Annotated in this window: 24 protein-coding genes; 12 read left to right on the top strand and 12 right to left on the bottom strand. The window is 61.5% G+C overall.

Annotated elements, in window-relative coordinates; all coding sequences use genetic code 11:
- Window positions 1-180: 180 nt before the first annotated feature.
- Both BMY67_RS17165 and recJ read left to right on the top strand, forming a co-directional pair.
- On the top strand, window positions 181-1,998 hold the full coding sequence (locus BMY67_RS17165) for a tetratricopeptide repeat protein (protein ID WP_245745079.1): 1,818 nt from the start codon (window positions 181-183) through the stop codon (window positions 1,996-1,998).
- Window positions 1,999-2,221: 223 nt separating this feature from the next.
- Window positions 2,222-3,979, top strand: coding sequence for a single-stranded-DNA-specific exonuclease RecJ (gene recJ / locus BMY67_RS17160; protein WP_394333379.1), 1,758 nt, complete (start codon window positions 2,222-2,224; stop codon window positions 3,977-3,979).
- Between the two features lie 128 nt (window positions 3,980-4,107).
- On the opposite strand, the gene BMY67_RS17155 is transcribed toward recJ, so the two are convergent.
- Together BMY67_RS17155 and BMY67_RS17150 are read right to left on the bottom strand one after the other, a co-directional pair.
- Window positions 4,108-4,596: a hypothetical protein gene (locus tag BMY67_RS17155; protein ID WP_092773966.1), complete on the bottom strand. Its 489-nt coding sequence runs from the start codon at window positions 4,594-4,596 to the stop codon at window positions 4,108-4,110.
- A 128-nt stretch (window positions 4,597-4,724) separates the two neighbouring features.
- Window positions 4,725-5,105, bottom strand: a complete 381-nt coding sequence (locus BMY67_RS17150) for a DoxX family protein (RefSeq protein ID WP_092773964.1) — start codon at window positions 5,103-5,105, stop codon at window positions 4,725-4,727.
- 181 nt (window positions 5,106-5,286) lie between these two features.
- Here BMY67_RS17150 and BMY67_RS17145 point away from each other — a divergent pair, with 181 nt between their 5' ends.
- Together BMY67_RS17145 and lptB are read left to right on the top strand one after the other, a co-directional pair.
- The gene (locus tag BMY67_RS17145; protein ID WP_092773962.1) at window positions 5,287-7,125 is read left to right on the top strand and encodes a M61 family metallopeptidase; all 1,839 of its coding nucleotides are present in this window, start codon (window positions 5,287-5,289) and stop codon (window positions 7,123-7,125) included.
- Window positions 7,126-7,293: 168 nt separating this feature from the next.
- Complete coding sequence (gene lptB / locus BMY67_RS17140; RefSeq protein ID WP_092773960.1) at window positions 7,294-8,025, top strand: LPS export ABC transporter ATP-binding protein; 732 nt, start codon at window positions 7,294-7,296, stop codon at window positions 8,023-8,025.
- Between the two features lie 193 nt (window positions 8,026-8,218).
- On the opposite strand, the gene BMY67_RS17135 is transcribed toward lptB, so the two are convergent.
- Window positions 8,219-8,896 (bottom strand): IS1595 family transposase, encoded by a 678-nt coding sequence (locus BMY67_RS17135; RefSeq protein ID WP_092773958.1) that lies wholly within the window; start codon window positions 8,894-8,896, stop codon window positions 8,219-8,221.
- 55 nt (window positions 8,897-8,951) lie between these two features.
- Between BMY67_RS17135 and BMY67_RS17130 the strand changes: the two genes are divergently transcribed.
- From BMY67_RS17130 to BMY67_RS17120, 3 genes are all read left to right on the top strand, one after another.
- Entirely contained in the window at window positions 8,952-10,478 is a 1,527-nt protein-coding gene (locus tag BMY67_RS17130) for a GH3 auxin-responsive promoter family protein (protein WP_092773956.1), read from the top strand.
- Window positions 10,479-10,512: 34 nt separating this feature from the next.
- Window positions 10,513-10,986 carry a toxin-antitoxin system YwqK family antitoxin gene (locus tag BMY67_RS17125; protein ID WP_092773954.1) on the top strand — a complete coding sequence of 158 codons (474 nt, stop codon included), beginning with the start codon at window positions 10,513-10,515 and terminating at the stop codon, window positions 10,984-10,986.
- A 215-nt stretch (window positions 10,987-11,201) separates the two neighbouring features.
- Window positions 11,202-11,393: a hypothetical protein gene (locus BMY67_RS17120; RefSeq protein ID WP_092773952.1), complete on the top strand. Its 192-nt coding sequence runs from the start codon at window positions 11,202-11,204 to the stop codon at window positions 11,391-11,393.
- Between the two features lie 53 nt (window positions 11,394-11,446).
- Here the strand turns inward: BMY67_RS17120 and BMY67_RS17115 are convergent, their stop codons facing one another.
- The 6 genes from BMY67_RS17115 to BMY67_RS17090 form a co-directional block, all read right to left on the bottom strand.
- On the bottom strand, window positions 11,447-12,229 hold the full coding sequence (locus BMY67_RS17115; protein ID WP_092773950.1) for a TIGR00266 family protein: 783 nt from the start codon (window positions 12,227-12,229) through the stop codon (window positions 11,447-11,449).
- A 65-nt stretch (window positions 12,230-12,294) separates the two neighbouring features.
- Window positions 12,295-12,663 carry a hypothetical protein gene (locus BMY67_RS19425; protein ID WP_177189904.1) on the bottom strand — a complete coding sequence of 123 codons (369 nt, stop codon included), beginning with the start codon at window positions 12,661-12,663 and terminating at the stop codon, window positions 12,295-12,297.
- Between the two features lie 160 nt (window positions 12,664-12,823).
- A complete protein-coding gene (gene gltX / locus BMY67_RS17105; RefSeq protein ID WP_092773948.1) occupies window positions 12,824-14,365 on the bottom strand; it encodes a glutamate--tRNA ligase in 1,542 nt (513 codons plus the stop codon).
- A 185-nt stretch (window positions 14,366-14,550) separates the two neighbouring features.
- A complete protein-coding gene (locus BMY67_RS17100; RefSeq protein ID WP_092773946.1) occupies window positions 14,551-15,162 on the bottom strand; it encodes a pentapeptide repeat-containing protein in 612 nt (203 codons plus the stop codon).
- Entirely contained in the window at window positions 15,162-15,356 is a 195-nt protein-coding gene (locus BMY67_RS17095) for a hypothetical protein (RefSeq protein WP_092773944.1), read from the bottom strand. Before BMY67_RS17095 ends, BMY67_RS17100 begins: the two co-directional genes overlap by 1 nt.
- A gap of 119 nt (window positions 15,357-15,475) precedes the next feature.
- On the bottom strand, window positions 15,476-15,865 hold the full coding sequence (locus BMY67_RS17090) for a RidA family protein (protein WP_092773942.1): 390 nt from the start codon (window positions 15,863-15,865) through the stop codon (window positions 15,476-15,478).
- Between the two features lie 67 nt (window positions 15,866-15,932).
- On the opposite strand from BMY67_RS17090, the gene BMY67_RS17085 reads away from it, so the two are divergent.
- Window positions 15,933-16,598, top strand: a complete 666-nt coding sequence (locus tag BMY67_RS17085; protein WP_092773940.1) for a 3-hydroxyacyl-CoA dehydrogenase family protein — start codon at window positions 15,933-15,935, stop codon at window positions 16,596-16,598.
- Window positions 16,599-16,725: 127 nt separating this feature from the next.
- Here the strand turns inward: BMY67_RS17085 and glmS are convergent, their stop codons facing one another.
- From glmS to BMY67_RS17070, 3 genes are all read right to left on the bottom strand, one after another.
- Window positions 16,726-18,564, bottom strand: coding sequence for a glutamine--fructose-6-phosphate transaminase (isomerizing) (glmS, locus tag BMY67_RS17080; RefSeq protein WP_092773938.1), 1,839 nt, complete (start codon window positions 18,562-18,564; stop codon window positions 16,726-16,728).
- A 107-nt stretch (window positions 18,565-18,671) separates the two neighbouring features.
- A complete protein-coding gene (locus tag BMY67_RS17075; RefSeq protein WP_092773936.1) occupies window positions 18,672-20,222 on the bottom strand; it encodes a DUF4270 family protein in 1,551 nt (516 codons plus the stop codon).
- Window positions 20,206-21,018 carry a glycogen/starch synthase gene (locus tag BMY67_RS17070; protein ID WP_092773934.1) on the bottom strand — a complete coding sequence of 271 codons (813 nt, stop codon included), beginning with the start codon at window positions 21,016-21,018 and terminating at the stop codon, window positions 20,206-20,208. Before BMY67_RS17070 ends, BMY67_RS17075 begins: the two co-directional genes overlap by 17 nt.
- A gap of 120 nt (window positions 21,019-21,138) precedes the next feature.
- On the opposite strand from BMY67_RS17070, the gene panC reads away from it, so the two are divergent.
- The 4 genes from panC to rfaE2 all read left to right on the top strand — a co-directional run bounded on the left by panC (window position 21,139) and on the right by rfaE2 (window position 24,076).
- On the top strand, window positions 21,139-21,996 hold the full coding sequence (gene panC, locus BMY67_RS17065) for a pantoate--beta-alanine ligase (protein ID WP_092773932.1): 858 nt from the start codon (window positions 21,139-21,141) through the stop codon (window positions 21,994-21,996).
- A gap of 80 nt (window positions 21,997-22,076) precedes the next feature.
- Window positions 22,077-22,424 (top strand): aspartate 1-decarboxylase, encoded by a 348-nt coding sequence (gene panD / locus BMY67_RS17060; RefSeq protein WP_092773930.1) that lies wholly within the window; start codon window positions 22,077-22,079, stop codon window positions 22,422-22,424.
- 64 nt (window positions 22,425-22,488) lie between these two features.
- Window positions 22,489-23,538, top strand: coding sequence for a lysylphosphatidylglycerol synthase transmembrane domain-containing protein (locus BMY67_RS17055; protein WP_092773927.1), 1,050 nt, complete (start codon window positions 22,489-22,491; stop codon window positions 23,536-23,538).
- Between the two features lie 58 nt (window positions 23,539-23,596).
- Window positions 23,597-24,076 (top strand): D-glycero-beta-D-manno-heptose 1-phosphate adenylyltransferase, encoded by a 480-nt coding sequence (rfaE2, locus tag BMY67_RS17050; RefSeq protein WP_092773925.1) that lies wholly within the window; start codon window positions 23,597-23,599, stop codon window positions 24,074-24,076.
- The last annotated feature ends 2 nt before the right edge of the window (window positions 24,077-24,078 follow it).

Here is a 24,078-nt window from a genome sequence, read left to right as displayed (position 1 = left end):
CCTTGCCAAGGACCTTGCCATGCGAAAACGACCCGTTCAACGGTCGGGCTCGCGGGGCAAGGTCCTTCTTCGTTGGCAGGGTTGTATCTTGAGGATGGTATTATAGACTCCGGGAACTCTCTCCGGCACTTTCCGGTCGTTTCAACTCGTTAGCTCTGCATGAAAAACCCGTTGCGTGGAATGCGTGGAATAGTACGCGGTGCCGGTCTGCTGGCGCTGCTGGCCGGGGCCGCCCCCGCCGCCCGGGCCCAGGCCCCCGCCGATGACGGTAGCGTGCAGCTGGCCCGCGAGTATGAGCGCAAGGGCGAGCACGAGAAAGCCGCCTACCTGTTCGGTCGCCTGCGCGCCGACGAGCAGACGGCCCCCAACGTGCTGCCCGACTACCTGGCCGCCCTGCAGGGCCTGCGCCGCACCAAGGACGCCGAGAAGCTGGTGAAGCGCGCCATCAAGCAGCGCCCCCAGGACCAGACGCTGGGCGTAACACTGGGCCTGATTTCGGCCGCGGCCGGCGACTCGGCCGCGGCCGGCAAGCAGTGGGAGCGGGTCGTGCAGCTGCTGAGCCCCGAACAGGTAGTGCCCGTGGCGAACAGCTTCCAGCAGGCCAGGCTGCTGCCCTGGACCACCCGCACCTACCTGCGCGGCCGGCAGCTGGCCGGCAACGAAACCGAGTATGCGCCCCAGCTTATCGGCCTGTATACCCAGCAGGGCCAGACGGATAAGGTGCTGGTGGAAACCCTGCGCCTGGTGCGCGACGACGAGCAGCAGCTGCCCTTCGTGCGCAACATGCTCCAGAACAACCTGCAGGACGAAGCCGCCTTCGCCACCCTCGAAAAGGAGCTACTGACCCAGGTACAGCGCAACCCCGACCGCGCCGTGTACAGCGAGCTGCTGCTGTGGCTGCAGGTGCAGCGCCGCGACTTCACCGGGGCGCTGGTGCAGGCCAAGGCCCTCGACCGGCGCAGCCGCACTCAAGGCCGCCGGGTGCTGGAAGTGGCCGAAATTGCCCGCCGCAACCAGGATTACGAAAGCGCCATTGCCGGCTTCGAGTACATCACCCGCGAGTACGCCGGCCAGCCCTTCTACGCCCTGGCCCGCCAGCGCCTCGTGCAGGCCCGCGAAGACCAGGTGCGCACCACTTACCCCGTCAGCCAGACCCAGCTGCGCGGCCTGCTGAAGGAGTACGAGCAGGTGCTCACCGACCTGGGCCGCACGCCCGAAACGGCGCCCGTGCTCCGCAGCATGGCTGCCCTGCTGGCCTTCCAGCTCGGCGAGCAGGAGCCGGCCATGAAACTGCTGGAGGAGGTAATTGCTATGCCCCGCGCCAGCCTCGACGTGGTGGACCAGGCCAAAATCGACCTGGCCGATATTTACGTGCTGCGGGCCGAGCCCTGGGAGGCCACTCTCCTGTATTCGCAGGTCGAGAAGTCGCACAAGGACACGCCGCTGGGCTACGACGCCAAGCTGCGTAACGCCCGCCTCAGCTACTTTGCCGGCGACTTCAAGCTGGCCAAGTCGCACCTCGACATCCTCAAGCAGGCCACCACCCGCGAAATTGCCAACGATGCCATGCAGCTCAGCCTGCTCATCACCGACAACACGGCCCAGGACACCTCCGGCGTCGCCCTGCGCGACTACGCCGCCGTCGAGCAGCTCGTGTTCCAGAACAAGGTGCCCGAAGCCCTACGCGGCCTCGACGCGCTGCTGGTAAAATACCCCGGCCACGCCCTGCAGGACGAAGCTTGGTTCCTGAAGGCCCAGCTGCTGCGCCGCACCAGCGACTACGCCGGGGCGCTGGCCACCCTGGAGCGCATCACGGCCAACCCCAAGTACGACGTGCTCAGCGACGACGCGCTGTTCCTGGCCGCCAGCATTCAGCAGGAAAACCTCCAGGACCGCGAAAAAGCCCAGCAGCTCTACCAGCAGCTCATCACCAAATACCCCGGCAGCATCTTCGTGGCTGAAGCCCGTAAGCGGTTCCGCCAGCTGCGCGGCGACTGATCACGGATTAGCACGGATTTTAGCGGATTTCACGGATTTCGTAGACGGCCTCAAATCGATAGTGCTACCGCACCGTTCAACGGCCCGGCTACAAAATCCGTGAAATCCGCTAAAATCCGTGCTAATCCGTGATCCTTTGGGTACTTTTGATAGCCTGCGTTGCGGCTGCGGCCCGCTGAACGGTTCGCCTGCATCCCTTTCATCTGCAACATCTGCAACATCTGTGATTAAGAAACGATGGATTCGGAAGGACGCGCCCGCTCCTGAGCAGGTGGCACAGCTGACCCAGGCGCTGGGGGTGAACGAGGCCATTGTGCGGCTGCTGTGCCAGCGCGGAATCAGTACCTTCGAGCTGGCCCGCAGCTACTTCCGGCCCGACCTGAGCCAGCTGCATGACCCGCTGCTGATGCGCGACATGGACCGCGCCGTGGCCCGGCTGGTACGGGCGTTGCACGACGGCGAACGGGTACTGGTGTACGGCGACTATGACGTGGACGGCACGACCTCGGTGGCGCTGGTCTACAGCTACCTGCTCCGCTTTTTCGGGCCGGCTCGCATCGAATACTACATTCCCGACCGCTACAAGGAGGGCTATGGCGTGTCGGAGGCCGGTATTGATTTCGCCCAGGAGAACAAGTTCCAGCTCATCATTGCCCTCGACTGCGGGGTGAAATCGGTCGACAAGGTGGCCTACGCCAACGAGCGGGGCGTCGACTTCATCATCTGCGACCACCACTTGCCGGGCGCCGAGCTGCCGGCCGCCGTGGCCGTGCTCGACCCCAAGCGCGCCGACTGCGACTACCCGTTCAAGGAGCTTTGCGGCTGCGGCGTGGGCTTCAAGCTGATGCAGGCCTTCACCGAGCACCAGGGCCTGCCCGAGGATGACCTCTACGAGTTGCTGGACCTGGTGGCGGTGAGCATCGCCGCCGACATTGTGCCCATCAACGGCGAGAACCGCACGCTGGCCTTCCACGGCCTGCGCCTGCTCAACGACCGCGCCCGGGCCCAGCGGCCCGGTTTCGAGGCCCTGCGCGAGCTGGCCGGCCTGCGCGACACCGAGCTCAACGTGACCAGCCTCGTGTTCGGCTTCTCGCCCCGCATCAACGCCGCCGGCCGCATGGGCGACGCCAAGCGCGCCGTGGCCATGCTGCTGGCCGACACCGCCGACGCCGCTAAGGAAAAGGCCGGCGTAGTCGACAAAACCAACCAGGAGCGCCGTGGCTTCGATACCAGCATCACGAAGGAGGCGCTGGCCATGATTGAGGACGATGCCGCGCTGCAGACCGCCAGCAGCACCGTGCTCTTTAAGCCCGACTGGCACAAGGGCGTGGTGGGCATCGTGGCCTCGCGCTGCATCGATAAGTACTACCGGCCCACCATTATCCTCACCGAAAGCAACGGCAAGGCCACCGGCTCGGCCCGCTCGGTGGTGGGGTTTGACGTGCACCAGGCCATTGAGGAGTGCGCCGAGCTGCTCGACCAGTTCGGGGGCCACATGTACGCCGCCGGCCTCACGCTGCCGCTCGAAAACGTGGCCCTGTTTCAGCAGAAGTTCGAACGCATCGTGGCCGGCCGCATCCGGCCCGAGCAGCTCATCCCGCCCGTCGATATCGACGGTACAATTGCCCTGAGCGACATCACGCCCTCGTTCTATAAGCTGCTGAGCCAGATGGAGCCCTTCGGTCCCGGCAACCCCAACCCGGTGTTTGCCTCCGAAAACCTGACCGCCGCCCCCGACTCGCTGCGCATCGTGGGCAACTCCCACCTCAAGCTCGCCCTCACTCAAAACGGCGGCCGCCACCGCCTCGAAGCCATCGGCTTCGGCATGGGCGACCATTTTGAGCGCATCCGGGGAGGCGAGCCGTTCAGTGCCTGCTACAACATCGAAATCAATGAGTACCGCGGCGTGAAATCATTGCAGCTCAAACTGAAGGACATCCGGTGGGAAAACGATTTGGCAACTGCGCTGACTGCTAACTGAGAAGCTGCCAGGCTTAACGCCCCGAGCCGCCCGAACGAGCGTCCTGGGGGGTATCCCGGAGTGCTCGTTCGGGCGGCTCGTAGCGTTAAGCCCGGCAGTAGCTGCGTAAGCCAGCCGGTTGGGCGCGGCTATTTTATGGTTGTTGGCAAGAGATACTGCGTCTTCTTCCAGCGGAGGTAGTTGGCGGGCAGGTACTCGCCATACTCAACGGCTTGAGCGGTTGCTGCGCCGGCCAGTTTGCCCGTGCTGTAGTCCAGCCGGAGGTAGGTAAGCTGCCCGTTCACCGTCCGCTGCCGCATGCTGGTCGTGCCGTAAGTATAGGCGGTGAAAACCTCTTCAATATTACCGTTGAAGAAAAATATGCGCTTGATTTGCCAGAGGGGCCGTTTCGCATCTTCGGCGGCGTAGCCCGTGAGGAGTTGCCGGCGTTTACCCGCCCGCGGGGCCTGGGTTTTAATGCGGCCGGTCTGGGCCTCAAGTCGCGCCCGGAAGCTGGTGGCGGCCTGCAGCAGCGAGTCGCGGGCGGCAGTGGCGCGGGGGCCATCGGTAACTACCTGCGCGGAAGCCTGCACCGAGCCAATCAGGAGCAGACCAAGCAGTAAAGATTTAGCGGGCATAGAAAGGCGGTAAAGTGGAAAGCAGCGGAAAGCGCGGGGCTGCAAAAAAAGCGCCGTTCCCGCAGCAGTTGGCGTGCCACGCACTACGCGCTGTATAAATAGCTGGCGAGTAGAATAATAAAAATCAGCTATAGCTGTTTTTTGATGCTTTCCCGCCCGCACCACCACACCCAGGCCATCAGCACCAGCTGCAACGGCAGGCGCAGCCACAATGCCCAGGTGGGTACTGGCATGCCCGCGCCGCCAGTTTGTAGCATGTACACGTTGGCCGGAAATACGGCCACCAGCAGTGCCAGCAGGCCCCAGGTGGCCCAGCGGCGGGTGGCGGGCACCAGCAAACCCAGCGCCCCGGCTATTTCGGCCGCGCCACTGAGTTGCACCAACAGCAGCGGATGGGGCAAATAGGGTGGCACGATGCGCACGAACCCATCGGGCCGCAGAAAGTGCATCAGGCCCGCGGTGAGGAAAAACAGGGCCAGCACGAGGCGGGCGGGTTCTTTAAGGTTCATTGGGTCCGGATAAGATGCAAAGGAACGTCATTCAGAGCGCAGCGAAGAATCTCGCGGGCTGATGTTGCCACAGTAATCCAACGTCAGCCCGCGAGATTCTTCGCTGCGCTCTGAATGACGTTCATACACTACGTACCTTCGTGAGGGCGTTAGCCATCTAGCCTTATTGCTTTTTACACTGATGAAATTTCTGCCCCTGGCCCTTGGCCTGACGCTGGCCGCGGCCCCGGTGGCCCTGGCCCAGCAGCCCGCCGGTTACCGCATTACCCTCGATTTTGCCCGCGTGGCCAACGACCGGGTGAAGGTGGTCATCCAGACGCCCGTTATCCAGGAGGAGCAGGCCACCTACGTGATGCCCGCGGTGGTGCCCGGCTCGTACTCTAAAAAGGATTATGGCCGCTTCGTGACGGGCTTCAAGGCCTTCGATAAGAATGGCAAGGCCCTGAAGGTGAAGAACAACGGGCCCAACCTGTTCATCATCAGCAACGCCCGCCAGCTGGCCCGACTCGAATACCTGGTGGACGATACCTGGGATGCCAAACAGGACGACCAGTTCATCTTCCAGCCGGGAGGAACCAACATCGACGCCGGCCGCAACTTCACGCTCAACCACTACGGTTTCTACGGCTACTTTGAGGGCTACAAGCTGCAGCCCTACGAGGTGCAGATTGAGAAACCGGCCGACCTGTACGGGGCCACCGCGCTGCCCGTGCGCCGCGAGTCGGCCACCCGCGACGTGCTCACGGCCCCCGACTACGTGACGCTGGCCGACGGCCCCGTGCTGTATGCCCGGCCCGATACGGCCAGCTTCAGCACCGGCGGAGCCCGCATTTCGGTAGCCGTATTGTCGGAAACCGGGGCCGTGAAGGCGGCCGATATCAGCCGGATGCTGCGGCCCATGTCGGAGGCTTTAACCAGGTATTTTGGCCGGATGCCGGTGCCGCGCTACCAGTTTCTGTTCTACTTCCCCAGCCTCGATTCACCGCTCAGCAGCGAGAAGGGCGGCTACGGGGCCATGGAGCACAGCTACTCCTCGCTCTACTTCCTGCCCGAAATTCCTGACCCGGCACGTCTGCAGAGCATGGTGCTGGAGGTGGCCTCGCACGAGTTCCTGCACATGCTGGCCCCGCTCAACATCCACTCGCGCGAAATCGGCGACTTCGACTTCCGGAGCCCCAAAATGTCGCAGCACCTGTGGCTGTATGAGGGCGTAACCGAATACGTAGCCCAGCAGGTGCAGGTGCAGGCCGGCATGATTTCGCCCGCCGAATTCCAGGCCCGCATGAAGGCCAAAATCGACAAGGCCGACACCTACGGCCCGCCGGTTTCCTTCACCGAGATGAGCCGCCGGATTCTGGAGCCGCCCTACAAGGACATGTATGAAAACGTGTACAATAAGGGCGCGCTGCTGGGGTTGCTGCTCGATATCCGGCTGCGCGAGCTGAGCCAGGGCCGCCAGACCCTGCGCGACGTGCTGCTGGCCCTGCGCGAGAAGTACGGCCCCACCCGCTCGTTCGACGACGACGCACTCATCCCCGAAATCGTGGCCCTCACCAGCCCCGAAATCGGCACCTTCTTCCGCCGCTACGTGCAGGGCGCCGAGCCGCTGCCGCTGGCCGAGTACTTCGGCAAAATGGGCTGGCGCTACCAGCCCACGGGCCCGGCGCGCATCAAGGCCTTCGGCAAGCTGGGCTTCGCCTACGACCAGAGCCTAAACCAGTTCCGCGCCGCCCAGACCCAGGCCGACCAGAACACCTTCGGCCTGGCCGAGGGTGATGTGATACTGGCCGTGGATGGCCAGGCCCTGACCATGCAGAACGCCGAGCAGCTGCTGCGCCCCGTGGTAGAGTCCGCCACGGCCGCCGCCGTGCGCCTGAAGTTCCGGCACGGCAAAGGCCCGGAGCAGGAGCGCGAGGCCGTGCCCCGCGAGTTCGAAGTGCAAGTGAAGAACCTGGTTGAAACCCTGCCCACGCCCACACCGGCCCAACAGCAGCTCCAGAGCGCGCTGCTGAAGGGGTAGGGCATGGAGCCAAATAGGACGTCATGCTGAGCGCAGCCGAAGCATCTCTACCGCTTCTCTGTGGTGCTGACTCAACGCCAGTGTTAGTATCGCGGTAGAGATGCTTCGGCTGTGCTCAGCATGACACGGTGCTTTTACCAACGATATCCCATCATACCTCCCCCCAACATGGTTCTCCGCGCTGAACACCTGGTAAAGAAGTACAAAGCTCGCACGGTCGTCAACGACATGAGCCTGCACGTGGAGCAGGGCGAGATTGTGGGCCTGCTCGGGCCCAACGGCGCGGGCAAAACCACTTCGTTCTACATGACGGTGGGCATGGTGAAGCCCGACGGTGGGCGGGTGTTTCTCGATGACCAGGAAATCACCAAAATGCCTATTTACCAGCGCGCCCGCCTCGGAATCGGCTATCTGGCTCAGGAGGCCAGCGTGTTCCGCGACCTGAGCGTGGAGGAAAATATTCTGGCCGTGCTGGAAATGACCGACATGCCCAAGCAGGCCCAGCGCGACAAGGTGGAGGAGCTGCTCAACGAGTTCAGCCTGACGCACGTGCGCAAAAACCTGGGCCGGGTGCTGAGCGGCGGCGAGCGGCGGCGCACCGAAATTGCCCGCGCCCTGGCCGTCGACCCCAAATTCGTGCTCCTCGACGAGCCCTTCGCCGGCGTCGACCCGATTGCGACGGAGGAAATCCAGAGCATCGTGGCCCGGCTCAAGCACCGCAACATCGGCATCCTCATCACCGACCACGACGTAAACTCGACCCTGGCCATCGTCGACCGCGCCTACCTGCTCTTCGAAGGCAAACTGCTCAAAGCCGGCACCGCCGAAGAGCTGGCTTCTGACGAAATGGTGCGCCGCGTGTACCTGGGCAAGCATTTCGAGCTGAAGCGCAAAGTGTAATTTCAGTGTCGGGTTGCCAGTAAAGAACGTCATTCAGATCGAAGCGAAGAATCTCGCGTGCTACCGTTGCAGGAGTTGTTCAACGGTAGCACGCGAGATTCTTCGCTTCGCTCTGAATGACGTTCTTTACTGGCAACCCGACACGGGCAACTCATCCCTGGCAACTGAAAAGGGGCTTAGGAAGCAAACTCAATTAAAGAGGCTGTTGACGAAGTAATTTAAGGAGCAATTTATAGAGGTCCTCGTAGCGATGATTGAAGCGAAATTCAGACTCTTTCAAATGCAGCAAAAAGGTGTGCTTGGGTACGCCCTTGAACTGCTGAAGGCGGGCTTTGGCGAAACTCCAGAAGGACTCAATGCCGTTGATGTGCGAAGCGCCGCCCACGAATTCATCTTGGCCGTGGCGGACGCGAAAATGTCGGTCAAAGCCCACGTCCACCAGCCCGTCGTAACCGCGCCAGCCGTCAGTGTTGACCATCGCGGCCACGTCGATTTTGCCCCGTATAATGGCCTGCAAGGTCTTTTTCGAGCAGTCGGGCACGATTTCCGTGTACACCTGCCCGCCGCGTTTGAACAAGCCGAAGACGATGGTTTTGCCGCTGGCTCCGCGGCCCCGTTTGCCGCGTACCCGACGCGGACCGAAGTAGCTCTCATCGAGTTCGACCGCCCCGCCAAGCTCAGCTGGCACGGGGCTCCAGGCCAGGAGCCGGTGGCGCAGCAGCAGGTAGATGTCATTGACGGCCCGCACGCTCAAGCCCGTGAGTCGGGCCGTATCTGAGGCCGTCAAATCCAACGCAAATAGGCGCAGCAAGTAGCGAAATTTGACCTCCGAAATTTTGCTGCACTTATAATAGCGGTTAGCTGGTTGCATAACAAGAAGTTACGCCCCATTTTCTGAATTTTGCTTCCTAAGCCCCCTGAAAAATATGATTGGCACCGTACTGACCTGGGCCGTGCAGCGCCGGCTGGCCAGCATCGAGCATTTCCGCCGTCACCCGCACGAGGTGCAGCAGCAGCTGTACCGGCAGCTGCTGCATACTGCCCGCGCCACCGACTGGGGCCGCCGCTACGGCTACGCCGACGCCCCCTCGGCCCGCGAGTTTGCCCAGCGCGTGCCCGTCAGCAGCTACGAGGAGCTGTACCCGCAGCTGGAGCGGGTGCTGCTGGGCGAGGCCGATGTGCTGTGGCCCGGCCGGGTGCAGTGGTTTGCCAAGAGCAGCGGCACTACCAACGCCCGCAGCAAGTACATTCCCGTCACCCGCGAGGCCCTGCACGAGGGCCACTACCGCGCCGGCCGCGACATGACGGCCCTGGCCACGCTGCACTACCCCGCCCACAACGTACTGGGCGGCAAAACCCTTTCGCTCGGCGGCACCCATGGCCCCAACCCGCTCCGCCCCGAAGCCCCCGACTCGCGGGCCGGCGACATATCGGCCGTGATTATGCAGCACCTGCCCGCCTGGGCCGAATTCATCCGCACCCCGCCGCTGGAGCTGGCTCTGCTCGATGAGTGGGAAGACAAAATTGAGCGCATCGCCCGCCACGTGATGCAGGCCGATGTGCGGGTGCTGGCCGGCGTACCCACCTGGATGATTGTGCTGCTGCGCCGGGTGCGGGAGCTGGCCGGCACCGACGACCTGCACGCCGTCTGGCCCCGGCTGGGCCTGTTTCTGCACGGGGCGGTGGCGTTCGGACCATACCGCGAGCTGTTCCGCCAGCTCATTCCGAGCCCGCAGATGCACTACCTCGAAATCTATAACGCCTCCGAGGGCTACCTGGCCCTGCAGGACGAGCCCGACTCGGAAGACCTGCTACTGCTGCTCAACCACGGCATTTACTACGAATTTCTGCCCCAGAGCCAGTGGGGCGAGGCCGAGCCCCAGGCCATCGGGCTGGAGCAGGTGGAATTGGGCCGCACGTACGCGTTGCTCATCAGTACTAACGCCGGCCTGTGGCGCTACAAAATCGGCGACACGGTGCGCTTTACCAGCCTGGCGCCCTACCGCATCCGCATCTGCGGGCGCACCAAGCACTTTCTCAATGCCTTCGGCGAAGAGGTGGTGATTGAACACGCCGATGCCGCTCTGGCCGCCGCCTGCCACGCCACGGGCACCACCGTGGGCGACTACACGGCCGCGCCCATCTACTTTGCCGAGGGGCCCGGCAGCTCCCGCGGCAGCCACCAGTGGCTCATCGAGTTCACCCGCCCGCCCGCCGACCCGGCCCACTTCACGGCCGTGCTCGACAATACGCTGCGCCAGCTCAACTCCGACTACGACGCCAAGCGCCACCGCGACCTGGCCCTCACAGCGCCCACGCTCACGGTGGCCCCGGCTGGCACGTTTGGGCGCTGGCTGGCCAGCCGGGGTAAGCTGGGCGGGCAGCACAAGGTGCCCCGCCTGAGCAACTCCCGCGAGCTTCTCGACGAAATTCTTTCGCAACTAAATAATTAGTTGTAACTGTCGGCAGGACTCTACTTTCCCTGCCATGCGTTTATTGCTTCTGCGAATCCTGGTCTTAAGCATCATGTTGCTTATGCTGGGCGGCTGCGCCTTTCGGCCCATCTGCTTCTGGTCGCGCAACCGTTTCGACCAGCAGGAGCTGCGCCACGGCCCCTGGCGCGTCTATCTCGATGCGCAACAACAGCATATACTAAACAAGGGCCGCTACCGTCATGGTCGCGAGGTGGGGCGCTGGCAATATTTCAGTGCTACCGGCCTACCAGAGCGCACCGAACGATTCCACCGCTGGCCCGCCGGCCTTATCACGCTGACCGTGTACCATCCCAACGGCCAGGTTGCAAAAAAGGGGCGCGCCCGCTTTCAGTCTACCGCCACCCTCGACCGGTTTTTCTGGTTTGGCGAGTGGCGCTGCTACGATGCGACGGGCCGGCCGTTACCGTCGGAGTACTACCGTGATGGAATTCGTGTAGGCACACCACTAACGCCGATAGGCCGCTGAGCATCCCTGGATACCAGTAAAATAGGATAATTGCGCCGAGAGCTGCCAAGGCAGTTACCAGGCCTGAAAATCCGTTACCGTAACGTAGCGCGTATGTTAGGAGGCGTTGCTGCCAGCTGGCCGAGTTCTTTTATGGCAGTCGGCTTTGCATTATAAGCGGATAAAAACCTATATTTCGCTCCGCACTGACTTGAATTCCAACCTACGCTCCCACCATGTCTACTGCTACACTCGATACTGTTGCTACTTCCGGCCGTCGTCGTCGGCGCTCCAACAGCTATGTTCGCCTGGAGGCCAACAAGAAGGCGGAGGAGCGGGCCAATTACATTACGGCCGGAATACTGGGCATAATTATGATGGCCCTGCTAATCAGTCTGGGAGTTATTGCCTTTGGAATGGCCGGGTAATACCCGAACTGCCCCGGCTGGCAGCGCTCTGGAGGCACTAGCGCCAAACCGGATTACTCGTCCAGGATGCCGTTCACCAGGCCGCCGAGCATGCCGCCGCTTTCCTTGCGGGCATTGCCGCCGCTGGGAGCCAGGGCCTGGATAAGCTTTTTCACCGGCATCGACTGCAGCCAGACCCGGCCGGTGCCGCGCAACGTGGCCAGCATCAGGCCCTCGCCGCCAAAAATCATGGATTTGAGGCCCCCGGCGCGGGCGATGCTGAAGTCAATGCCCGGCTCGAAGGCCACCACGCAGCCGGTATCCACGCGCAGCAGCTCGTTGTGCAGGTGCTTCTCGATGATGGTACCGCCGGCATGCACGAAGGCCCGACCGTCGCCGGTTATTTTCTGCAGGATAAAGCCTTCGCCCCCGAAAAAGCCCGCGCCCAGTTTCGAGTTCAGATGCAGGCTAAGCTTGGTGCCCCGGGCCGCGGCCAGAAATCCGTCCTTTTGCACAATCAGGCCCTGAGGCAACTCGCGCAAGTCCAGCGCGATGATGGTGCCGGGGTAGGGGGCCGAAAAGGCCACGTGCGCCTTGCCCGAGCCACCCCGGTGTGTGAAGTGGGTCATGAACAGCGACTCGCCCGTGAGCAACCGCGTACCGGCCGAAAACAGCTTACCCATCAGCCCCTGGTTCATTTCCGAGCCGTCGCCCATCTTGGTTTCGAAGGCAATGTCCTCGCTCATGTACACCATCGCTCCGGCCTCGGCAATCACCGTTTCGTTGGGGTCGAGCTCTACTTCGAGCACCTGAATGTCGTTGCCGAGGATTTTGTAGTCGATTTCGTGGGACTGCATGGGGCGGGTTTAGCGAGTTGGCGAAAGAGAGCTCAAGTATAGCGAAAGATGAATAAACGCCGGGCTTACTCGTCTTCGTCGTCCGTTACTTCATCTTCGTCCACCTCCTTGCCCTTGGCGTTGGCCTTCGGTTTTTTGCTCTTGGCCTCGGTGCTGCTGCGGCGCACAAAGTCCTCCTCCGACTCCTCCACTTCTTCCAGTGGCAGGTCGTCGTCCTCCTCGTCTTTCTCGCCGAAGGCCCCGTCGCGGTTCACCAGCTTTTTGTCGCGCACGTGGCGGTTTAGGAACTTATTGATTTCCTCGATGGAGTAGTTCGAGGTGATTTCGCCCAGCGGGTTCACCTTGATTTCGAAGCCTTCCAGCTCCTTATGCACCCGGGCTTTCTTCTCGGGCTCTTCTTTTTTGCTTTTCGACTTAGCGGGTTTTTTGGCCATGATGCGGGTTCGGGGGAGGTAAAACAATGCGCGCCGGCCCAGCGCCCGCGCCCTGTAGGTACGCAGGCCTCCGCCCGAAGGATATACCGCCACCCACCACGCAAAAGCCCGCCCGACGGTTTGTCGGGCGGGCTTCCGTTAGGCCAATAGAATGGAGCTGTTAGGCCACGGGCAGGGCCGCTACGGCCGCCTGAATCCGCTCGGCGGTTTCCTGGGCGCCCAGGATGTGCATGATGTGCATCAGGTCGGGACCGGCGGCGGCGCCGGTTACGGCCACGCGCAATGCCTGGAGCACCTGCCCGATTTTCAGACCCTGGCCTTCTACTACCTGCGTCAGCAAGGCCTTAATTTCGTCGGGCGAAGCGTCGGCGGCGGTGGGCAGCTGGGCGGCAAACTCGGCCAGTGCGGCGGCTACCGGCGCGTTCCACTTCTTGCTGATTACCTGCTCGTCGTAGCTGGCGGGCCGCTCGAAAAACAGCTGCGCCTCCTTGGCCAGATCGGCCGGGAAGGTGGCGCGCTCCTTTACCAGGGCCGCAATCTGGGTGGCTTTGTCGGCCGATACGTCGAGGCCCTGCTTTTGCAGGTCCTCAATAAGATACTGGGCCAGCTCGGCGTCGGGCTTGGCGCGCAGGTACTGCTCGTTGTACCAGCGCACCTTGTTCTGGTCGAAGCGGGCCGGCGACTTGCTTACGCGCTCAATCGAGAAGTTCTCAATCAGCTCGTCCATCGTAAACAGCTCCTGGGGAGTGCCCGGGTTCCAGCCCAAAAAGGCCAGGAAGTTGATGAACGCCTCGGGCAGGTAGCCACTTTCGCGGTAGCCGCTGCTCACGGTGGGCTGGCCGTCGGCATCGGTACCGTGGAATTCCAATGGGAACACCGGGAAGCCGAGCTTGTCGCCGTCGCGCTTGCTGAGCTTGCCGGTGCCGTCGGGCTTGAGCAGCAGGGGCAGGTGGGCAAACTGCGGCATGGTGGCCTCCCAGCCCAGGTAGCGGTACAGCAGCACGTGCAGCGGGGCCGAGGGCAGCCACTCTTCGCCCCGGATAACGTGGGTGATTTCCATCAGATGGTCGTCCACGATGTTGGCCAGATGGTAGGTCGGCATGCCATCAGACTTCATCAGCACCTTATCGTCAATAGCCGACGAATGCACCACTACCCAACCCCGAATCAAATCCTGGAAGCGGACTTCCTCCTTGCGGGGCACCTTCAGGCGGATAACGTAGGGCGTGCCGGTGGCCAGCAGCTGCTCCACTTCCTCAGCGGGCAGCGTGAGCGAGTTGCGCATCTGGGCCCGCGTGATGCTGTTGTACTGCGGGTTGGGCACCTTGGCGGCCGTCAGGCGGGCGCGCATGGCGTCCAGTTCCTCGGGCGTATCAAAGGCGTAGTAGGCGAAACCGTCCCGGATCAACTGGTCGGCGTACTGGCGGTACATGGGTTTCCGCTCGCTCTGGCGGTAGGGGGCGTGGGGCCCACCCTGCTCTATGCCTTCGTCAATCTCGATGCCGCACCAGCGCAGTGAATCCATGATGTACTGCTCGGCGCCGGGCACGAAGCGGTTCTGGTCGGTGTCTTCGATGCGCAGCAGCATCTTACCGCCCAGCTTGCGGGCCAGTAAATAGTTATACAGCGCGGTGCGCACGCCGCCGATATGCAGCGGTCCGGTGGGGCTGGGCGCAAAACGCACCCGTACTTCTCTTTCCATAAGTCAGTTGGTTCGCGGCACTGTCAGGAGTGAAAACCGCGCCGCAAAGGTACGAAAGGTGAAATGGTGAGATGGTGAAATAGTGAGTTGATGTTCCGGGGCCCTAGCGGCGCAGTTGGCGTGATTCCGTATCGGTGCTCTGCAAGGGCTTTCCGAACATCAACTCACCATCTCACCATTTCACCTTATTCCACTAGCAGCCCGAACTTGGTTAGCAGGCCCGGCAGGCTTTCGAGGGCGAAGCGGGCGCCTTTTATCTGGTTGAGGGCCGGGTCGAGCTGGAGGTGGCGGGCGGTGCGGAAGTCGGTGCCGGCCAGTTTGGTGTTCTCAAACACGGTGTCCGGCAGGTCGCAGTCGGCAAATACGGCGTTGGTCAGGTCGGTATTGGCGAAATCGGCTTCCCGCAGCGAGCAGCCTTCGAAGCGGGTATTGGCCATTTGCTTGCCCGCGAAGGAAGCGTAATCGAGCTGGCAACGGTCGAAGTGGACGCCGAACAGCAGGTCGCGGCAGGCCGTGAACTGCAGGCCCAGCAGCTTGCAGCCGTCGAAGGCCACATTCTGCAGGCCCGCGTCGGCCAGGGTAGCTCCGGCCAGGTTGCAGTTCTCAAACCGGCAATCGGTGAAGCGCCGGCCGGCCAGGTTTGCCTGGCTTAAATCGAAGCCGATAAAGTGAAACTGCTCGAACTCGCGCAGGCCCACCAACGCCGGGGGCAGCGCGCGGGTAAGCACGTTTTCGGGCGGAAAATAGTCGGGCCGGGCCAGAGCTTTCGCGGGCTTGCGGGTGCTGGGGCGGCGCATTATTCGCGGTTTCGGAAGCCCAGCCACAGCCCCAGTCCGAGCAGCACCGCGCCGCCCTTGATAACCCAGGCCACCGTGGGCCCCCAGGCGTAAATCCAATCCAGCAGCGGAAACCGGAAGTTGGCCGGCAGCAGATACGGCGCGAGCATGGCAATCAGCCCGGCCAGAAACAAGAAGATGCCCAGTTCGCGCATGAGGTGGAGTTTGTAAACCGGAAAATAAAGCGGCCCGTGCTGGTAAGGTAGCTGTAGCCCGAACAGTTGGCCGTTTGATTCAGCGGACTACGGACTAAAGTTTGGGCTACAGCTACGGGTTACGCTTCTACGGCTACGCACGAAATTTCTACCTGCACGTCTTTGGGCAGGCGGCTCACTTCCACGGTTTCGCGGGCGGGGGCGTAGTCGGCGTCGAAGTAGCTGCCGTAGATGTCGTTGATGAGGCCGAAGTTGCCGAGGTCCTGCACGAAAATGCTGCACTTCACGATGTGCCGCATCGAGAGGCCGGCCGCCGTCAGGACGGCCTGCAGATTGCGCATTACTTGGTGGGTTTCGGCCGCCACGTCGCCGTCGCCCACAAGCTGGCCGGTGGCCGGATCGAGGGCAATCTGGCCCGAAACGTATACGGTGCCGCCAGCCCGGATAGCCTGGCTATAAGGACCGATGGGAGCGGGAGCCTGGGGCGAAAAAACGACGGTATGCGCCATAATGGAAGCGGAAAACAGGGTGGGTAAACGAAAGAACTATCTTTGGGCTAAAGTAAGCCGAAAATCTATGCATCTGTTTATCGTGGGCGGCGAAACCGTCGAAGCCGAGTTCCGCCGCAAGTTCGGCGAGGCGCACAGCTACGACTTCTGCCTTGCCGAGGCCCCTGACCTGACCGCCCGCCTCGCTGCCGCCGACGTGCTCTTCGACCTGCGCGACTGGCCCGAGCTGCACTACGAACAGCCCCGCCAGCCCCTGTTCTACGACACCACCGCCCGCAGCCTGGCCCAGCTATTCCACGACGAAGAGCCGCCCTTCGGCCCCGTATTCGGCCTCTGCGCCCTGCCCACGCTCCTCGACCGGCCCCTGCTGGAAGTCACGCTCCACAACGCCGCCGACGAAACTGCCCTGGCAACCCTCTGCGCCAGCCTGGGCACCGATTACCGCCTGGTAGCCGACCGCGTAGGCCTAGTAACGCCGCGCATCGTGTGCATGATCATCAATGAAGCCTGCTATACCCTGCAGGAAGGCACCGCCTCGGTGCAGGATATCGACTTGGGTATGAAGCTGGGCACCAACTACCCCCGCGGGCCCTTCGAGTGGGCCAACGCCATCGGTGTAGCGCGGGTGTACGAAACGCTGGAATGCCTGTACCAGGACACCCACGAGGAGCGCTACAAGGTTTGCCCGCTGCTGAAAACGATGTACCTGCGGGGCGAGTCGTTCGCGCTGTAGCGCAAAAACTCAACTTCGCCTCAAACGCAAACTGCCGCCCCGGAAGCTTCCGGGGCGGCAGTTTGCGTTTGTTCTTAGCAGAACGGTAACAAATAGCTGTCAGCTAATGGCTAACAGCTAAAAATCACTATTCCACCGTTACGGACTTCGCTAGGTTACGAGGCTGATCGACGTTGCAGCCGCGTAGTACGGCGATGTGGTAGGAGAGGAGTTGCAGCGGCACCACCGACACCAGCGGCATCAGTACCTCGCTGGTGGCAGGCACCTCAATCGTGAATTCAGCCATGGCCGGAATCACGGTGTCGCCCTCGGTTACCACGGCAATGATGCGGCCTTTCCGGGCCTTCACCTCCTGGATGTTGCTTACTACCTTCTCGTACGAGCTGTCCTTGGTGGCAATAACCACTACCGGCATGTTCTCATCGATGAGGGCAATCGGGCCGTGCTTCATCTCGGCTGCGGGATACCCCTCGGCGTGGATGTAGCTGATTTCCTTGAGCTTGAGGGCGCCTTCGAGGGCTACCGGGAAGTTGTAGCCCCGGCCCAGGTACAGGAAGTTGGTAGAGTCCTTGAAGATTTCCGCAATCTGCATGATTTCGGTGTTCAGCTCCAGAGCCTTTTCCACCTTGGCCGGAATGGTTTCCAGCTCTACCATCAACTCGCGCAGACGGGTGTCGGTGAGGGTGCCGCGCTTGTGGCCCACAATCATGGCCAGCAACGTGAGTACCGTTACCTGGGCCGTGAAGGCCTTGGTCGAAGCCACCCCAATCTCGGGGCCGGCGTGGGTGTAGGCGCCGGCGTCGGTGGCGCGGGCAATGCTGCTGCCCACCACGTTGCAGATGCCGAAAATGGTAGCCCCGCGGCTCTTGGCCAGCTCCAGGGCGGCCAGCGTATCAGCCGTTTCTCCGCTCTGCGAAATAGCAATTACAATGTCGCGCTCGGTGATAACGGGGTTGCGGTAGCGGAACTCGGAAGCGTACTCCACTTCCACCGGCACCCGGGCCAGGTCTTCTAGCAGGTACTCAGCTACCAGGCCGGCGTGCCAGGAAGTGCCACAGGCCACAATCAGGATGCGTTCGGCATTCACGAACTTGCGCTCATAAGCCCGTACGCCGCCCATGTTCAGGTGGCCGGCTTCCAGCTCCAAGCGGCCGCGCATGGAGTCGAGAATCGAGCGAGGCTGCTCGAAAATCTCCTTCAGCATAAAGTGCTCGTAGCCACCTTTCTCAATGCGGTCCAGTTCCAGTTCTAGCTTCTGAATATAAGGCGTCTGCTTTACATCCTCACGGCTACGCAGGTCCATTTCGCCGTCGCGAATAACTACCAGCTCGTAGTCGTTTACATACACCACGTCGCTGGTGTACTCGATGATGGGCGTGGCGTCGGAGGCCAGAAAGAACTCGTTTTCGCCAATGCCTACCACTAGGGGCGAGCCTTTGCGGGCCGCAATCAGCTGGCCGGGATTGTCCTTGCTCAGTACCACAATGGCGTAGGCGCCTACTACCTCGTGCAGGGCCAGGCGCACGGCCTGCTCCAGCGAGCCTTGGTTCTTCTTCTGAATCTCCTCAATCAGATTCACGAACACTTCCGTATCGGTGTCGGAGTGGAAAACGTGGCCCTGCTGCTGCAGGTGCTCCTTGAGCGCCGCGTAGTTCTCGATAATGCCGTTGTGAATAATGGCAATCCGCTCCGAAGTGGAGTAGTGCGGGTGGGCATTCACATCGTTCGGCTCGCCGTGGGTGGCCCAACGGGTGTGGCCCATGCCAATATTGGCACGCGTGTTTTTCTCCGCAATAAAGCCTTCTAACTCGGCTACTTTGCCTTTCTTTTTGTATACCGTAAGCTCTTCGCCATCGAGCAAGGCCACGCCGGCCGAATCGTAGCCGCGGTATTCGAGCCGGTGCAGGCCTTTGAGAATGATGGGGCAGGCCTCACGGTGCCCGATGTAAGCAACAATTCCGCACATAGTGGTTGTCGGTGTTCTGGGCTGAAGCCCGAAAAAAGTATAAGACAAAAGTAGGGCGACACTGGCAAAGGCCGTGCCGCCCTGAGGCCGGTTAAGGCCGCTGCTTCTTACTGAAGCTTGGAGTAGTATACGCGCAGCCGGATGTTATTGGCATCAAGCTGGGCGCGGTTCAGGTTGAGGTTGGATATGGTACTGTTCAACAGTGACTGAGGAGCCAGAGCTCCACTGTTGCGCAATGCCGGCGAAAGCAGCAACCCCGAAGGGCGTGCTTCGTTCGCATTAAAGCTGTTTTGCAGAAAAATCTGCAGGTACTGGGTTATGCCAACTGTATAAAACTGAGTCGGGTTTTGCCCAAATGGCACCATTGCTGAAGCCGGATAGCCTACTCCGGTGGAGGAAGGCAGAAAGACGGCGTTACTATTGGCCGATTTTATCGGCTCCTCCTGTTGCACCAAACGGTCGACCGCCGTGGCCCCGTTCTGGCGCGTCAGAATCTGGTTGTCCGCGTTTACCTCGTAGAGATAAAGGGAAGCCGGATAGGGGAACAGACCGTTGCTGAGCTGCCGAACCGGGATAATCAGCTCGGCCCGGTTAATGGCCAGCGCCGGCTTATCAAGCAAGGCTTCGAGGCCATCAAACTCCAGGCGGGTACTCAGTCCCACGCCTTCCTGCACGTAGGTCAGGCCGTTGGTGGCGCTGGCGGGCAATGGGTTCTTGGGCGTCAGGCCGGCCAGTGCACCACCGGCCAAATCGGTGCTGAGCTGGGTGAAGTAACGGCCATCGGTGAAAGAGCCGGCTTGCGCGGGGGGCGCGATGTTGGCTAAGTAGATGGAGTAAGTCCGCCGCTTGCCTTCTGTACCGGTGCGGAAGTAAAACGTAATCACGTTCACCGTCCGGCTGGCACCCCGCACAATACTCACAATGTTGCCCACGTGGTTTTCCGAGGGCCGCAGCACAACTCCTTTCCACAGCCCATCGAGGGTACTCTGGTTGAAGCCGGCGTTTGAGGTCATGGCGGCAAACACCGAGTTAACCAGCGGCACCGCGCTGCTCGACTTGAGCAGCGGAATCCGGATGGTGCGCTGGGGCGAAGCCACGTTAACGACGTCGGGCGAATTGCTGGTCGGCAACTGCACAGTGTTGTCGCGGTTAAGCACCGCCGTAAAGTTGGTTACCAGGGGTGCCCCCGTTGCCACTGTAGTGGCCGAGTTATACACCGTCCGCTCATCGAGCGGTTGCTGCAGGGGCAGCACATCGAGCTGCAGCGGCTGAACCGCCGAGCCGTAGACCTGATCGAAAGCCAGGCTGAACACCGCCGAATCGAGGCGAGGGTTAACAAACTTGGCCGGCAGCGAATCGAGCGGCGAGAGGGTTGGTACCACCAGTAGGTTCAGAACCCCTGCGGCCGTGGTAGTGCCCACGAACGAGTCGCGCACGCGGCCCACAAGCACGCTGTTGGCCTTTACGGTCTGCACTACCGGCTGACGCACCGTAGAGGCCCTCAGCGGCAAATCAAGATAAGTGGCTGAAATGGGCGAAGTACCGGGCAGTTCCAGGCCCAGGTCGTTGGCTTTTTCGCAACTGCTGGTCAGGGCCAGCAGCGTAATTCCGAGCAGGGAAACCGACGCTAGTCGGCCGGCGCTAGTTGGCCAGTTCATTATAGAGCGCGTAGTAAGAAGTCAGCAGGTCGTCGTCGGCGGCTACCTGGTCAATTTGCTTTTTAGTCGAGTACTCGGTGAACAGGGCCTCCATATTTTCGCTGAAATCCTCGTCCGATTTCACCACCTTATCGGCGTACTGCATGCCCGTTTTGATGAAGCCGCCAAAGTCGGCCGTCTTCAGCGAGGCCAGCATATCGTCGTCGATATCGAGCATCTTGGCCTTTTCTATGATGTCGGCGTCGAATTTGAAGTCGAACTCGTTGCTGTAAATCGTGAACACCGATTTGGCATCCTTGAAAATCGGGTCCTTCTTGTAGGTCGTTTTCAGGTACATCGGAATCAGGCCCGTCATCCAGTCGTTGCAATGCACGATATCGGGTGCCCAACCGAGCTTTTTCACGGTTTCGAGCACGCCTTTGCAGAAGAAGATGGCCCGCTCATCGTTGTCAGAGTGAAACTTGTCGTTCTTGTCGACCAGTACCGATTTGCGGTGGAAATAGTCTTCATTGTCGATAAAGTACACCTGCAGCTTGGCATTGGGGATAGAAGCCACCTTGATAATGAGCGGTTTCTCATCTTCGCCCACGGCAATATTGATGCCCGAGAGGCGTACCACCTCGTGCAACCGGTTTTTCCGCTCGTTGATAATGCCAAAACGGGGCACAAAAATGCGGATTTCCATCCCCATTTCCTGCATTCCCTGCGGCAACCGCCGCAAAAACTCCGCTACCTTGGTGGTCTGCAGAAACGGGTCGATTTCCGTGGCAGCATAGAGTATTTTCAACTTCGACATAAACGGTCAGTTGGGGTTATTGGAGGAGGGCAACACTTTGGGATGCACAAAATTAAGCATTTTTGAGGGAAATTTCATTCTAGTCCGCCTTCCGGCCCCTGGCTGGGGCCCCTTTGCTTTATGGAGATACTCACTACCGCTGCCGCGTTGCAAGCCCACACCGAAAACTGGCGCCGTACCGGCCAACATATTGGTTTGGTGCCCACTATGGGTGCGCTCCACGAAGGCCATTTGCAGCTGGTAAGGGCCGCCGCCGCCGAATGCGACGTGGTGGTAGCGAGTATTTTCGTCAACCCGACCCAGTTCAACAACCCCGACGATTTTCGCCTGTACCCGCGCCTGCCCGAGGCCGATGCGGCCCTGCTGGCCCCGGCCGGCTGCACGGCGCTGTTTCTGCCGTCGGTTGCCGAAATGTACCCTCGCCCGTCGGTGGTGCAGTTCAACTTCGGGCCCCTGGAGCGGGTGATGGAGGGGGAGCACCGCCCCGGGCACTTCAACGGGGTGGCCACGGTGGTCAGTAAGCTGTTTCACCTGAGCCGGCCGCACCGGGCCTACTTCGGGCAGAAGGATTTCCAGCAGGTCGCCATTGTGCGCCAGCTGATCAGCGACCTGGCCTTCGATCTGGAGCTGGTGGCTTTTCCAACGGTGCGGGAGCCCGACGGGCTGGCTATGTCGTCGCGCAACCGGCGGCTGAGCCCCGAGGCCCGCACGCTGGCCCCGCGCCTTTATCAGAGTCTGCAGGCTGCCGCAGAACTCATCCGAGGCGGCCAAACCCCGCCGGTGGCGGTACAGGCGGCCGTGCGCGAACAACTGGGCACGGTGCCGGGGCTGGAGCTCGAATACATAGCCGTGGTAGATGCCCATTCGCTACAGCCACTCGCTGGCTGGGACTCCGGCCGGCCGGTGGCCCTGTGCCTGGCCGCCCACCTGGGCGGCGTTCGGCTGATTGACAACGTGGTAGTCGGGGTGAAGCAGTAAAGCAGGGGGGGCGGGTCGCTCCTTCACTGTTTCACCTTCCCTATCTTTGAGCCTCTAAATAGTATCTGTTGCTTTCGCACATGCATATCGAGGTTCTCAAGTCGAAGATTCACCGCGTTAAGGTTACCCAGGCCGAGCTGCACTACGTGGGCAGCATCACCATTGATGAGGACCTGCTCGACGCGGCCAATATGGTGGAAAACGAAAAGGTCACCATCGTCAATATCAACAACGGCGAGCGGTTCGAAACCTACACCATCAAGGGCGAACGGGGCTCGGGCATGATTTGCCTGAACGGCCCGGCCGCCCGCCGCGTGGCCGTGGGCGATATCATCATCATCATCTCATATGCTTTGATCGACTTTGCCGAGGCCAAGGCCCACCAGCCCACCGTCATCTTCCCGGATCAGCACAACCGCGTGGCTTAGCCGGTAAGCTGATAGCTGTTAGCTCGCACCAAATAGAAAGCCGATCAGCTACTAGCTCAAAAAAATGAAGGCAGTCCTCAACGTTATAAAATACGCGCTGCTGCTATCCGTGTCGGGCTTGCTGATGTGGTATGCGCTGCAGGGGCAGGACTTGAGCCGCATCGGGCAGTACGTGCGTGGCGCCAACTACTGGTGGCTGCTGCTTACGCTGGCGCTGTCGGCGCTGGGCTACTTCAGTCGGGCCTACCGCTGGAAAATGCAGATTGACCCCACTGGCCACCGCCCCAGCTACTGGGACGTGTACCACGCCATGATGGTGGGCTATCTGGCCAATCTGGTGCTACCGCGCATGGGCGAAGTTATCCGCTGTTCGGTGCTGCGGCGCACCAGCGGCGTGCCGGTGCAGGTGGCGCTGGGCACGGTGGTAACCGAGCGGGTAATCGACGTGCTGGTGCTGCTGGGCCTGCTGGGCACCACGCTGCTGCTCGACTTCAACACCTTCTGGAGCTTTGTAACCGACAAGGTGCTGGCCGGCCGCTACGATGCGCTGGCCCGCAACCGCACCCCCCTGCTGGTAGCCGTGGGCATTGCCCTGCTGCTGCTGCTGGGCCTGGGCTACGCAGTATTCCGCAACCTGGAGCGCCTGCGGCAGAATGCGCTTTTCAGCAAGGCGGTAAGCTTCGTGAAGGGCGTGTTGGCCGGGGCCTTCAGTATCCTGAAACTGGAAAACAAAGGCCTCTTCCTGTTCCATACCTTCTTCACCTGGGCCATCTATTATCTGATGGATTATCTGGCCTTCTTCGCTTTCCCCGAAACCTACGACCTGGGGATGCGCGCTGGCCTGGCGGTACTCACGTTTGGGGCGCTGGGCATGGCGGCGCCGGTAGCCGGTGGCATCGGCCCTTTCCACGTAATGGTGCAGAGCGTACTGCTGGCCTACGGCATCAGCAAGGAAGCCGGCATTGCTTATGCGCTGGTTGTGCACGGCTCCCAAACGCTGCTGGTGGTGCTCATGGGCGGCATTAGCTTTGCCGCCAGCATGGTAAAATCGGGCAAGGGCGCTAAGCGGCAGGGCCTGACCGAAGCGGCGCTGGAAGCCGGGCCCGTACGGTAGCAAAAAGCCGGCAGTGCGGAACGTGACGCCTTTTCTCAACCTGTAAACTTCCCAGCCCATGTGGTCGAAAGATAAAATCCTGAGTCGTGAAGCCCTGGTGGCCGCCGTGGCCGACTGGCAGGCCGCCGGCGAGCAGGTGGTGTTCACCAACGGCTGCTTCGATCTGCTGCATCTGGGCCACGTTGATTACCTCGAAAAGGCGCGACATCTGGGCCAGCGGCTGGTAGTAGGCCTAAACACTGACGCTTCGGTGAGCCGGCTCAAGCCCGGCCGGCCGTTGCAGGACGAAGTGTCACGCGCACGGGTTCTGGCCTCCCTTTTGTTTGTCGATGCCGTAACGCTCTTCGACGAGCAAACCCCGCTGGCCCTCATCGAAGCCGTGCAGCCCGATATTCTGGTCAAAGGCGAGGATTACGCCATCAGTCAGATTGTGGGCCACGAAACGGTGCTAGCCCGCGGCGGCCAGGTGCTCACGGTGCCGCTGGTGCCGGGCTACAGCACTACCCGCATCGTCGAGCGTATCAGCCAGAACCCCTAGCG

The sequence above is a fragment of the Hymenobacter actinosclerus genome, from assembly GCF_900111515.1.
GTDB classification, from domain to species: Bacteria; Bacteroidota; Bacteroidia; order Cytophagales; family Hymenobacteraceae; genus Hymenobacter; species Hymenobacter actinosclerus.
Note: the sequence above shows the minus strand (reverse complement) of the source record. Positions and strands in the feature narration are given on the sequence as shown.